Origin of the sequence: Endozoicomonas sp. YOMI1 (assembly GCF_024606345.1) — a bacterium.
In the GTDB taxonomy this organism is placed as follows: domain Bacteria; phylum Pseudomonadota; class Gammaproteobacteria; order Pseudomonadales; family Endozoicomonadaceae; genus Endozoicomonas.
The window spans coordinates 23,571-34,000 of record NZ_JAHHPM010000046.1; the positions used below are offsets into that span (position 1 = coordinate 23,571).

At 50.3% G+C, this 10,430-nt stretch carries 14 protein-coding genes; 5 read left to right on the top strand and 9 right to left on the bottom strand.

The window, feature by feature from the left end; genetic code table 11:
• Positions 1-145: 145 nt before the first annotated feature.
• The 5 genes from KDK15_RS01840 to KDK15_RS01860 all read right to left on the bottom strand — a co-directional run bounded on the left by KDK15_RS01840 (position 146) and on the right by KDK15_RS01860 (position 3,224).
• A complete protein-coding gene (locus tag KDK15_RS01840) occupies positions 146-1,090 on the bottom strand; it encodes a hypothetical protein (RefSeq protein ID WP_257293663.1) in 945 nt (314 codons plus the stop codon).
• Between the two features lie 2 nt (positions 1,091-1,092).
• On the bottom strand, positions 1,093-1,500 hold the full coding sequence (locus KDK15_RS01845) for a hypothetical protein (protein ID WP_257293664.1): 408 nt from the start codon (positions 1,498-1,500) through the stop codon (positions 1,093-1,095).
• 50 nt (positions 1,501-1,550) lie between these two features.
• Positions 1,551-2,318, bottom strand: coding sequence for a hypothetical protein (locus KDK15_RS01850; protein ID WP_257293665.1), 768 nt, complete (start codon positions 2,316-2,318; stop codon positions 1,551-1,553).
• The gene (locus KDK15_RS01855) at positions 2,311-2,868 is read right to left on the bottom strand and encodes a Rha family transcriptional regulator (RefSeq protein ID WP_257293666.1); all 558 of its coding nucleotides are present in this window, start codon (positions 2,866-2,868) and stop codon (positions 2,311-2,313) included. The genes KDK15_RS01850 and KDK15_RS01855 overlap by 8 nt, the downstream gene beginning before the upstream one ends.
• A 137-nt stretch (positions 2,869-3,005) precedes the next feature.
• Complete coding sequence (locus KDK15_RS01860) at positions 3,006-3,224, bottom strand: Arc family DNA-binding protein (RefSeq protein ID WP_257293667.1); 219 nt, start codon at positions 3,222-3,224, stop codon at positions 3,006-3,008.
• A gap of 149 nt (positions 3,225-3,373) precedes the next feature.
• Between KDK15_RS01860 and KDK15_RS01865 the strand changes: the two genes are divergently transcribed.
• From KDK15_RS01865 to yidD, 3 genes are all read left to right on the top strand, one after another.
• Positions 3,374-3,673 carry an Arc family DNA-binding protein gene (locus tag KDK15_RS01865; protein WP_257293668.1) on the top strand — a complete coding sequence of 100 codons (300 nt, stop codon included), beginning with the start codon at positions 3,374-3,376 and terminating at the stop codon, positions 3,671-3,673.
• 115 nt (positions 3,674-3,788) lie between these two features.
• Positions 3,789-4,037 carry a DUF4177 domain-containing protein gene (locus KDK15_RS01870; RefSeq protein ID WP_257293669.1) on the top strand — a complete coding sequence of 83 codons (249 nt, stop codon included), beginning with the start codon at positions 3,789-3,791 and terminating at the stop codon, positions 4,035-4,037.
• Positions 4,034-4,264, top strand: a complete 231-nt coding sequence (gene yidD, locus KDK15_RS01875) for a membrane protein insertion efficiency factor YidD (protein ID WP_257293670.1) — start codon at positions 4,034-4,036, stop codon at positions 4,262-4,264. The genes KDK15_RS01870 and yidD overlap by 4 nt, the downstream gene beginning before the upstream one ends.
• Positions 4,265-4,273: 9 nt before the next feature.
• Here the strand turns inward: yidD and KDK15_RS01880 are convergent, their stop codons facing one another.
• The 4 genes from KDK15_RS01880 to KDK15_RS01895 form a co-directional block, all read right to left on the bottom strand.
• Positions 4,274-4,456 (bottom strand): hypothetical protein, encoded by a 183-nt coding sequence (locus KDK15_RS01880; RefSeq protein WP_257293671.1) that lies wholly within the window; start codon positions 4,454-4,456, stop codon positions 4,274-4,276.
• 22 nt (positions 4,457-4,478) lie between these two features.
• Complete coding sequence (locus tag KDK15_RS01885; protein ID WP_257293672.1) at positions 4,479-4,826, bottom strand: hypothetical protein; 348 nt, start codon at positions 4,824-4,826, stop codon at positions 4,479-4,481.
• Positions 4,827-5,248: 422 nt separating this feature from the next.
• The gene (locus KDK15_RS01890; protein WP_257293673.1) at positions 5,249-7,945 is read right to left on the bottom strand and encodes a toprim domain-containing protein; all 2,697 of its coding nucleotides are present in this window, start codon (positions 7,943-7,945) and stop codon (positions 5,249-5,251) included.
• Between the two features lie 9 nt (positions 7,946-7,954).
• Positions 7,955-8,227, bottom strand: coding sequence for an AlpA family transcriptional regulator (locus KDK15_RS01895; RefSeq protein ID WP_257293674.1), 273 nt, complete (start codon positions 8,225-8,227; stop codon positions 7,955-7,957).
• A 141-nt stretch (positions 8,228-8,368) separates the two neighbouring features.
• Between KDK15_RS01895 and KDK15_RS01900 the strand changes: the two genes are divergently transcribed.
• Complete coding sequence (locus KDK15_RS01900; protein WP_257293675.1) at positions 8,369-8,986, top strand: S24 family peptidase; 618 nt, start codon at positions 8,369-8,371, stop codon at positions 8,984-8,986.
• Positions 8,987-8,988: 2 nt separating this feature from the next.
• Complete coding sequence (locus tag KDK15_RS01905) at positions 8,989-10,188, top strand: site-specific integrase (RefSeq protein WP_257293676.1); 1,200 nt, start codon at positions 8,989-8,991, stop codon at positions 10,186-10,188.
• Positions 10,189-10,430: the final 242 nt, after the last annotated feature.

Genomic DNA, 10,430 nt, shown 5'->3' on the forward strand with positions numbered 1-10,430 from the left:
GGTGTTCCAGGTATTGGCACAATCCCTTGCCGTTTCTGGAAATCGCTTAAAAAAACCTTATGCCCCTTTGCATGAACTTGACGATCCCAAAAGAAAATATGCTGCTCAGGCTTCCAAAGCCCCCGACGAATATATGGCCTGATCATCATGCCGCCTCCTGCAATTCATACCGCTGCCCGTTTTTCACCAGCACTCCTTCAGCCTTCAGCAGGGCAAAGGCCTGTTTTACCACTGGGTGCCTGACGCCTTCTTCACTGATGATCTGGCGCACAATCGGCTGTTGCCCATAGCTGCCACTGCGTACCCGTTCAGCAATGCGCTTTACCTCGGGATCGGCTTCGGTTACTGTGGGTTCTGGCCTGTTTTCACAAGTGATTTCAGGTTCCAGTGCCGGTTCAGGTTTCGCGGCCTCGGCACTGGGTTCCCTTCCTTCTTTTATAACCTCCTGTTTTTTCCTCTCCGGTTTCACCGTTGCCAGGCAACGAATGGCGCAGTAATCCAGCAGCAGAGCTAGAGCAATAAATACCCCGACACGAAAGCCCCAGTGTGCAGAACCCAGTGCTGCTTCCATACTGCCAGTGGGTGCCGTGGTGTCAGTGGTCAGGGTGGCCAACTGTTGCAACAGGGTTTCCCGTTGTTCGGTTAAACGGGGAATGTCGTCATTGAGCTGACTTAACCCTCTGGAGCGGTAGCTGCCTTCGGTGTCCCGCTGGGAGACCTGCAACCGAATGCTGATCTGCTGACTGATGTCGTCAATCTGCCGTTGCAACTGTTGCGCCCTGTAGCTGCTGGTGTTGCGTTGCTGCTGTTGCATAACCGTTGCAGCCTGTTGCTGTTGCCATGCGTATTCCATAAAGGCAACGGTTGCCGCTACTGAAACGGCCAGCAGTAACGCCGAGATCCAGCGGTCTGCTTTGTTCCGGGCGAACAAATACAGGCAGGCCTGCAGGGAGATACCCGCAGCCATGGCCATGATCTGTTCTTTGCCCGGTTGCACCAGTCCGGCCAGTGCCAGTACCAGGGCAGCGGTGGAGACCAGTGCCAGAACAGAACCGGCCATCAGTCTCAGGCAGTAGTCCAGTGTTGTCATAATCACCCCCACTCCTGCCGTTCTTCTTCTCTCTCCCTTTCTTCTCTGGCCAGCTGCTCTTTATATTCCTTACGGGCTTTTTGAAGCAGTCCCCCCAATTCCTTAATCACTTCATCCCAGTAATAGGAACCCCAATCCTTGCCAATCCCCTTGAGCACAGACAGCCTGGTCAGCTCCAGCAGCTTCAGATCGGAGAGGTTCACCACTTCAAACTGCTCGAGTTCAACGCCTTCCGCCAGATCAATCTCCATATAAAAGTGCAGGTCTGAAGTGCGGTACTTGCCACCAATACCACCCTGCCAGTGATAGCCGCCCTTATCCGGCTGAAAGCGAACAGGGAATGGCTTTTCCTGCGCCTGCTGTTGGTAATACTTGGATTCTGGCCTTACGTTGGCGAATACCTTGCTCATGTTGTTCTCCTGTTTCGCTCAGAACCCGCTCCGAAGAGCGGGAGTTATTGTTATACCTGTAACGCCACTTCACGCCTGCGCACTAAATAGGCCTGACACCATGCCCGGGCCTGTGCCCAGATCCGCTCAATGGTTTCATCGTAAAACCACCAGGTAGCGGTATAGTCCCAGTCACCGATCGCCTGTTCCCGGTTAAATACCTGGGGAACCGGTGTTTCTGCACACACCAGAAAACCATAAGCCTGATCCTTTGCCACGGAATCGTTAAATCCCAGCTGGCCAACATGACCGTCTTCTTCCTCTTCATCCAGCAGAAAGAGGGGCAGGTGTTCCTGTAACTGCTCGCGGTTTTCGCCAACGATGGATTGCAGGGTTTCCAGCAGATGCGCTGGCAGCAGTCCATTGCAATGGGCCAGTTCAGAGCCCAGGTGAATAATCTGTTTGAACCGCAGGTTCTCTTCCCGGGCCTGCTGCACAAACTCCCCATGAAAACCGGTAATGCCCAGGGCGTGTTCATCCACCGGTTCGCCATTGAGATTGGCGCGGATCTGCAATGGATGCAGGCGCACTTCGGCATAATGGCGGGCTTCATCAAAGCTCGCTTTGGGTTCCCCGATAATGTGACCACGGATGGCAGGGGCGTAGACTTTCATCATGCCGTCTGCATCCAGCAGTTCAATCGCGCCCGCTTCCCCTTTGGCCAGGAACGTATCCCGCTCCCGGGCAGTGGCGTCTTTAAACCAGTCAATCTGTTGTTTGTTAAGCCTGTTCACTGGCAAGCATTCCTTTTCGTTGATGACAATTTCAGAATCAATCATGATTGGCGGCCCCTTTGGTTGTGGTTTTGGTGATGGCCAGACCAATCTTGCGAACGTCTGGCAAGGGCTGGCCAAGAATCATGGAGACCTCCACCAGGTCGGCCATAAACTGGTCCCGCTCAAACACGGTTTTGGCGGTGGCTACCAGTGTGACCAGCTTGGCTTTCTGGTCACGCAGGCGACGACGTTCGGCTTCGTCCAGTTTGGGCCGGTGCATTTTTTTCAGCTCGGTTTCCATTTGGTTGAAGGCGGTGATGTAGGCTTCTTTCCAGCGGGCAGACTCCTTGCCGGTGAAGCCCATGACCAGGAAGCAGAAACCGTCTCGGGTGATGTCGTACATTGGGCGTGGCTGGTTGTTGGCATCCTGATAAGAGCCCAAGCCAAAATTGGCGTCGGCGAATTGCTCTGAACAATCAAGATTGCGAACGGCCCTTAGAACCTTGTCGTGAGCCTTGCCAAATTTCTCAGCAACATCCAGGGAAGTGGTTTTCACCTGGCCTTCAACGACCGTTAAAAGAGGCTGACTCTCGGTTTTTGTGATAGTATTCATTTTGATGCCGCTCACATTAGAGTTAATTACGGTAGCTTTAGTAGTGGTATTCATATAACACTCACTTTTGCTAGGGTTGGTGTTTTGAAAGCCCCTGTGCTGCAACACAGGGGCTTTCGTCTTTCTGGCCCTGTCATCTAGTGGCCAGGCCGAACTGTTTTTGCTGTATCGCGCTTTTCTCCAGTCATTTCCTCCTCGCCCAATGTTGAGCATTCTTCTTGCCGATAATCTTTTTTAATGCGGTAAATAATCTCACCACTCAAGCTTCGCTCGTTATCTTCTGCCTTTTCCTGCAGCCAGTCCCGTAAGTACAAAGGCAGCCTGATAGGCAGTGAGCTAGTTTGATTTCTATCCATTGTTCATCTCCTGACTCAACTTTTAGTCAATATAACATATAAATAATTCTTTTAAAATCTTTTTTGACTTATTTGTGTAGTCTAATAGATTCTTTGCGATACCTTTTTGATTGAAAGATAATCGAACTTTCTCTAAATGATTCAATTTAATGTCAAAACAGATAAATTCTTATCCAGTAAGATTTCCGGAAGAGGTTCGTACTTACTTAGAACAACAGGCCGAGAAAAACCTTCGATCTCTCCACAGTGAAATTCTCACAAGGATTACTCGGACAATCGAACAAGATCAGGCCATTACCGGGTTATCCATGGATGAGAATACTTCGACCAATCTGGCAGAATTACTCAAAGCCATCCGGCAAGACCAAGCGGTACTCATCAACCTCTTAAAAAGCAAAGAGTTTGCACAACAGCTAATACGCCAGGGATTTGCCCAGCTGGCAGAGTGAATTATTCCAGTTAAATACTGACCACGTAAGCAGGGAATCCCCTTGTGGCGAAACCCCGCAGCCTGGTCTGTGCTTAAAGGTTTTGCCAAAAAAACACCCAAACAGGAAGACAACGATGTTTGAATACAAAATGATCCAGATCCCCAGCGATCTGGCCGTACAGGCCAAGGATTCCAATGGCCAGGATGCAGCCACTTACCTTGAGAAAGTCGTTAATGAGCAGGCCCGGCAGGGATGGGAGTTTTATCGCATTGACTCACTGAGTGTTGAGGTTAAGGCGGGTTGCCTGGATGCGCTTAAAGGCAAATCAGCCCAGGCGGCTACCAACTATTCAGTGATCTCATTTCGCAAGGAGAGCCAGTGAGCGAGCGGCTGAAGTTTTCATTGCCTGAACGGCTGTCGTTTAAGATTATTCTTGTTTATCGTCGTTTAGCACCCGCACGGTTAAGAAACGCCTGTCGTTTTGAGCCTTCCTGTTCTGAATATGGCCTGTTGGCCATTCAGAAATACGGCGCTGGCAAAGGATGGCGCATGACCCTGAACCGGCTGAAGCGCTGCACTTTCCCCAATGGTGGTATCGACTACCCTTAAACGCCAACCTCATTTCTTTCTCATGCCCTGGTTGGCGTTGCGCAGTCTGCAAGCCAGTTCACGCTGGCAGGTTTCCACTCCCGGGCAGTGTTCTCCGGGAGCAGGAAAACAGTGGGCAGTGGCCCGCATGGTTTCGGTGGTCATCCCGCCGTGCCAGCTGCATTCGGCAGGGATCAGGCTGTTCTGTTTCATGGCTGTACCTCTTTGGCTTTAATCATTGGGCTTTCTCCTTCTTTCTTTCGATGATGATTTTTAACGCCGTCTGACCATGGGCATCGAGCCGGGCAGACTGCAGGCAGTGTTCCAATTCCCGCACCGTCCATTGATCGGTCATCCAGTGCCAGGTGACCGGGTCGGCGCTGGCGATCTCTTTCCGGCATTGCTTTAAACGGTTGATCTGTGTGTTCAGCCGTTCCCGCATATCTTCCCGATAATCTGCAACGGTAATGCGCTCCAGCCATTGGGCAATCTCGTCCCGGCTTTTGTTGTCCAGGTAGTAACGAGCCAGACAGTCCCGTTTATGCGCCTCCAGTGGCGGTATGGGTAACGTGGTTTTGCTCATTGGTTGGGTTCTCCCTGGTCTCTCTCGGTTTTATATTTCTGGGATCGCTGTCGGAAAATGGTAATTTTGGTAATCGGTATTCCTGAACAGCGCTGTATGCCCCGTGTTTACTGGGCTGTAGCGAAAATACAAAATGGTAATTTCATGGTAATCATATGGTAATCGTTTGGTTAGGTGTTTGTTTTTAAAAGCTTTTTTAAAACAGTCAAAAGTAATCAAATGGTAATCTCTGGTGGTAATTGAATTACCATGAAATTACCAAAAAATTACCATTTTACGATTTCTCTCTAGCCCCCGTAATTCGTGGCCTGTAGGCTATTTCGTTAAAGCCGATTACCAAAATTACCATTTTCCGACGCCCCCCCTGAAGTTTGAAAAGTTGCCGCTAATACCTGCGCACGCACACATAGATATGTGGTAATTCATCGTTTTCTTTCCTTCTTAAATACCCAGCACTTCACGGTTTTCTTCATCAGCCGACTGTCTACTGCTGCATGTTTGACCTTGAATGCGTAGCGGTGAGAGTTGGTCAGCAGCTTCTGCAGGGCATTAATGTCCAGACGGTCCTGCCGGTGAATCTCCGCAATCTTGCGGTAGTGGTTGAAATTGATGGCAATCTCGTTTTCGTTTTTGCTGTGGTTCAGGTATTCGCCGTAAATGCCTTCTTCCGCGCTGTCTTTGTAGCCGGTGTCGTTCATGTATTCGTACTGGTCCCAGAAGGCCTGCACTAATGGGTGATCATCCGCCAGGCGCTCTTCACGAATATGGGCACGCTGGAACAGATAGCTCTCCAGCATTTCACAATGCTGCTGGGTCAGATCCGGGAAAAGAACGGGCAGGGCATAACCGGCTGCGGCGATCTGGGCATAGCACTTCACGACACGCTCAACTTTCAGAGAGCCGTTATCGGTGAAACGCTGGCGACACTCGGCAAACTTTTTGAAGTACACATCCAGAATCTTGTTTTCATTTTTCAGGGCTTCATCCAGAAATCCGGATAGCTCTTTTACATCCATGGCGGCCAGACGTTCGGCAATATCTTTGGTGCCTGGCTTGTGGTGTTTTTTGTCGGCGTGGCAGTGCACGATACGCTGCATCAGTGCTTCGGAACCGTCCACCTCGGCATTCTGGGAGAAAACCAGGGAGCCCTGAAACAGGTGTTCCTCTACTTCGTTATTTCTTCGGGCAACACCCAGGGTACCTGTGCCACGTCCGTTATAGAGTTTTTTCATCTGGTCAAAGTTGACGCCACCTTTTTTTGCGGTGTCTTTGTAGTCCGGTGCATTACGGTCGGATTCGATCAACACCACCGGCATATTGGATACGGAGTTAAACGTGCGGCGCAGGCCTGCCGGTGTGGCGTCGTTCAAGTCGAAACCTTCATAGTCTTCACGGCCCAGCAATGCCCAGCAGAATTCCAGTGCTGTGGATTTACCAGCACCGGGTTCACCAGTGAATTCCATAAATGGCCAGCTTTTCTGCTGCTTGCGGATTTGCTGCACAAACAGGGAGCCGAGGTAAAACGCCAGCAGGCTCAAGCCTTGCCAGTGGAATGCAGTTAGGTAATCCAGTATCCATTCCGGCTTATGTTCGCCCCCGGTATGGATACGAATGGATTTCAGGCTGGTCTTGATGCCGGTTTTGGGCAGGTCAAAGTAGCCTTGTTTGTTCAGGTCGATACGCTGGCCGCCGTGATAGGCATGGTCCTGAAAGACCCAGGCATTCACTTCCTTGTCATAACCGATAAAGGGCAGGGAGCCGACACGCTTGATCTTGCGGTTTAGCCAGCCATCCCGCAGGTTCTTCAGCTGTCGTGCATTGCCGTCAAAGGTGCCACCGTGGGTATTGTTCAGCAGTGCCTTATTAAATGAGCTGGGGCTTTCCAGATTACTGCCGTCAAACTCCACCAGTTCACTGGGGGCTCCGTTGTAGTAGTCCAAATGAAAAACGTACTTACGCTCGCCCAGAATGTCGTCTACCTGCTGATAGAGAAATTCCGGTGTGCAGTTGCTGATGCGGTCGATCTCCACATACTTGATAAACAGCTCTTTGCCTTCGTTGGAGTTGATGTCTATCGGGTCGCTTTCTTCACCAGACTTTTCTCCAGATAGCGCCTTTTCAACATCGGTGCCTTTCTTGAAGGCATAGATGGCGTTGGCGTAGTCCAGAACAAACTGAGCCCGCTTGTTGTGCAGATAGTAGTAGTACGCCTTTTCCTCTGGGGAGCTGGACATAAACAACTGGCCACGATAGAAACAAAGCTCAAAAAACTTGTCGTTAAGTTTGTTGGCCCGGTACAGATCATCCCAGTCGCCTGAATCTTTTTCCGGTGGTGCCAGGGCAACGGAACAGGCCTCATTCATGACCCTCAGTTTTTCGATGTGCTTTTTGGTGTACCTGCGTCCTGCGGGTTCGTTGTCCAGGGCGATTACCCAGGTCACATCTTTTTTCTGATACTGCTTGATCAGGTTTTCTGGAAAGTTGTTGCAGCTGAATGCCGCTACGGCTTTTTTACCGGCGTGTATCAGGGCGATGGCGTGAAAGATGCCTTCCACTATCCAGATATGGTCACCCCGGTTGATCTTCATTCCGGCAGGCATCCAGACATCGCCTCGATAGACCGAGCCGTCTTCCTTGCGCAGGCCTGCAAAGTTTGCCCTCTGGCCATTGCTTTTTGACTTGTCGATCAATCGTTCCCAATAGCGGGTTTTCTTGTCGTCGAGATAGAACCGGATGGTGTCGCAGAACTCTCCGGTGCCCGGGTCTCTCCAGGCTTCTTGCTGGTAGCTTCCCTTGATTTTTCCCAGATCAAATTGCCGGTTGTGGGCGAGGTAAGCATCAGCCGTAGCGTTGGGGTTTTTCTGAGTTTTTGGAAATCGCTTGCTGTAGTTTGTGAACAGCTCTGGCAACAGGTTTCTGGTGGTTTCTTCATACTGGCAATTTCCTTCCCGTGAGCATTTCACCTGCCATGGCTGGCGCTTGCGAACAAACAGTTCCTTCTTGTTGCAGGACGGACAGATGCCTTTGCGCAGGTATTCGCCTTTGTCCTTAAAGTCAAACCGGCGATCGTTGAGCAGGGCGTCAACGATTTCGGCTTCCTGTATCTCCTGTGAATACATGGCGGCCTCTTATGCGGTTTGTTCTTTGTGTGCTTGACGGGCGGCCAGGGCTTTATCCAGTCCTGCCGGTTCAATGGGTTTTACCTGGTCCAGCAGGGCAGGGTTTTGCTGGATGATCCAGCGGTTGATCAGGGAGCTTGGCCACATTTCCTGACCCATGATAACGATGGGCTCAGGGATCAACCCTTCCTTGCGTTTCCGTAACAGGGTGTTGCGGTGGATGCTCAGAAGTTCGCAGAGCGCCTTCTGGTTAAATAGCTTGTCTTTTGCGGTATCAATCATTGAAACGTACCTTTGCGTGCTCTAGACTAACGTTTAAGCGATTTAGTGCTACATGATGCACTTAAATGCACTATTCATTACTTATACGTAATACTAATATCGTATGCGTAACACATCAAGAGAAAAATACAGGGGCATGCAATGGTCGTTTTTATGGGTGACAGTGAGCGTCTTGGAGACCGGATCAATTTTGCGGTGGAGTTTGCCAAGAAAAATAAAAAGCAGGTGTCTGACCTGGTGGTTCATTCCGGCATCAGCCGTGCTCAGTTAAGCCGGTATATCAATGAAACCAATGAACCCACTGTTAGCCGTATGGTTAAGATTGCCAACTTTTGCGATGTGGGCCTGAACTGGCTGATGACCGGGGAGGGCGAGCCCCTGGAAACAAAGCCTTATATTGATATTGCCTTCCATGATCACAGTGAAGATTCAGGCCCGGTTAAGTTTGAACGGGATTATCTGGAGAAGGTGTTGCGCCTGAAAGAAGATGATTGCCTGATGTATACCAATACCAGCGACGCCATGATTAACCGTGGGATCTACAACGGCAGCTTAGTGCTTGTGGATCTTACCCGTCAGAGAGGAGACGATGTTTACCTGATCACCATTAACCAGGACACCATGGTCAGACGGTTGCAGTTTTTGCCCGGTGGCCAGGTGAAAGTTATTTCTGATAATGAAGCCTATGAAGATTACACATTGCCAGAAGCAGAAGTGAGCGTGGTTGGTCGTGTCGCCTGGGTGGGTGGTGGTCGTTAGTTATGGCCCGGGCGTTGTATTTTTATGATCCGAAATCAGAGAATTATATAGGAGAGTTTCCACACGACCCCGAAGTGGGTTTTGTCGCCAGTCGCCGGGGCATCCGCAGAAAGCTGTGCGATGCTTCGGATGTTGATCACCTTTCCCCCGAAAAACTCAAGGCTCATGTTTGGGACCGTTATCTCAAGGTTGAGCGTGAGCTGCGTAATAAGCAGATCAAGCAGCAGCGGGAGAAAGAAGAAAAGCAACGAGCCAAGAAAAAACTGTCTGTCTCAGCTGCCTTGGAGCTTTGGGAAAAAGAGCTGAAAGCAACGAGTATGTCGGCAGATACCATCAGCAATTATACCCGGTCAGTCAGGCTGTATCTTGAAGCGGTGGAAGATCACCCGCTCAGGGAGTTTGACCGGGAGCGTAATATTCAGTTTTACCAATTCCTTTCTGTTAGGCCAAAAGACAAGCATTCCAGGGAGCCGCTGTCGCCTGCTACCCAGAATAAACACATGCGCCATTTTTCGGCCTTTCTGGTGTGGGCTGCTGACTCTGAATATATCGAACGATATTACAAGCTGAAAAAAGCCAGCGTGCCGGATAAGGATATGGACACTTACGAGATGGCGGATCTTACCCGGGCTCGCCAGCTGCTGGAAAAGAGACTGGCAGAGTACACACGGCCAAAAGATATCTGTGCAGCTCAGAATATGCTGCGTGCTTTTATGGTGGCATCCCAGACCATTCTTCGCTTGGGCGCAATATGGTCTTTGCCTTTATCGGCCATTGATATGAAACGCAGGGTAATCCGGATTCAGGAAGTGAAAGAGCTTGGCTGGGTACCCAAGAAAATGAAGTTTCCAAATAAGCCGATCAATGACACGTTGTTCAAATTCCTGCAGCAGGATCTGGCCAGGCGTTCACCCCGTGAAAAGTGGTTCCTTGATAAAGGCGACGGTAGCCAGTGGCACAAAGACAAAAGCAATATTTCCCATTATGCAGCGGATCTGTTCAAAGAGCTGGGCCTGCCGCGCATCAAGCCTTTCCATCATGCCTTTCGTGCAACGATGATCACTCATCTGTTAAACCATGGCACCAAGCCGACAGACGTTCAGCAGCTGGCTGATCATTCTTCGCTTGCCACCACAATGAAGTACTTCAACACGCGCAAAGCATCCCAGGACGCAGCCACTTCTAATCTCCCGGAGCTATAAAAAAATCTTTGCTTGGATGCAGGGCAGGGGGTCGGTTTGTGTCAAATTCGTGTCAAATGTAGGGTGTTGTGTTTGTAACTTGTTGATATTTATAGTTTGTACTGGGGACTTAAAATCCCTCGATCGCAAGATCGTGCCGGTTCGAGTCCGGCCTCGGGCACCATCCAACTTTTTTCTTTAAAAGAAGGGCGAGTTAGCAAAGCGGTTATGCAGTGGACTGCAACTCCATTTAGACCGGTTCG

What these genes read in the sequence shown, in the direction of transcription:
- KDK15_RS01840 (WP_257293663.1), bottom strand. Translation starts at nt 1,090, where the DNA reads ATGACAACACTGGACTACTGCCTGAGACTGATGGCCGGTTCTGTTCTG.
- KDK15_RS01845 (WP_257293664.1), bottom strand. Translation starts at nt 1,500, where the DNA reads ATGAGCAAGGTATTCGCCAACGTAAGGCCAGAATCCAAGTATTACCAA.
- KDK15_RS01850 (WP_257293665.1), bottom strand. Translation starts at nt 2,318, where the DNA reads ATGATTGATTCTGAAATTGTCATCAACGAAAAGGAATGCTTGCCAGTG.
- KDK15_RS01855 (WP_257293666.1), bottom strand. Translation starts at nt 2,868, where the DNA reads ATGAATACTATCACAAAAACCGAGAGTCAGCCTCTTTTAACGGTCGTT.
- KDK15_RS01860 (WP_257293667.1), bottom strand. Translation starts at nt 3,224, where the DNA reads ATGGATAGAAATCAAACTAGCTCACTGCCTATCAGGCTGCCTTTGTAC.
- KDK15_RS01865 (WP_257293668.1), top strand. Translation starts at nt 3,374, where the DNA reads ATGTCAAAACAGATAAATTCTTATCCAGTAAGATTTCCGGAAGAGGTT.
- KDK15_RS01870 (WP_257293669.1), top strand. Translation starts at nt 3,789, where the DNA reads ATGTTTGAATACAAAATGATCCAGATCCCCAGCGATCTGGCCGTACAG.
- KDK15_RS01880 (WP_257293671.1), bottom strand. Translation starts at nt 4,456, where the DNA reads ATGAAACAGAACAGCCTGATCCCTGCCGAATGCAGCTGGCACGGCGGG.
- KDK15_RS01885 (WP_257293672.1), bottom strand. Translation starts at nt 4,826, where the DNA reads ATGAGCAAAACCACGTTACCCATACCGCCACTGGAGGCGCATAAACGG.
- KDK15_RS01890 (WP_257293673.1), bottom strand. Translation starts at nt 7,945, where the DNA reads ATGTATTCACAGGAGATACAGGAAGCCGAAATCGTTGACGCCCTGCTC.
- KDK15_RS01895 (WP_257293674.1), bottom strand. Translation starts at nt 8,227, where the DNA reads ATGATTGATACCGCAAAAGACAAGCTATTTAACCAGAAGGCGCTCTGC.
- KDK15_RS01900 (WP_257293675.1), top strand. Translation starts at nt 8,369, where the DNA reads ATGGTCGTTTTTATGGGTGACAGTGAGCGTCTTGGAGACCGGATCAAT.
- KDK15_RS01905 (WP_257293676.1), top strand. Translation starts at nt 8,989, where the DNA reads ATGGCCCGGGCGTTGTATTTTTATGATCCGAAATCAGAGAATTATATA.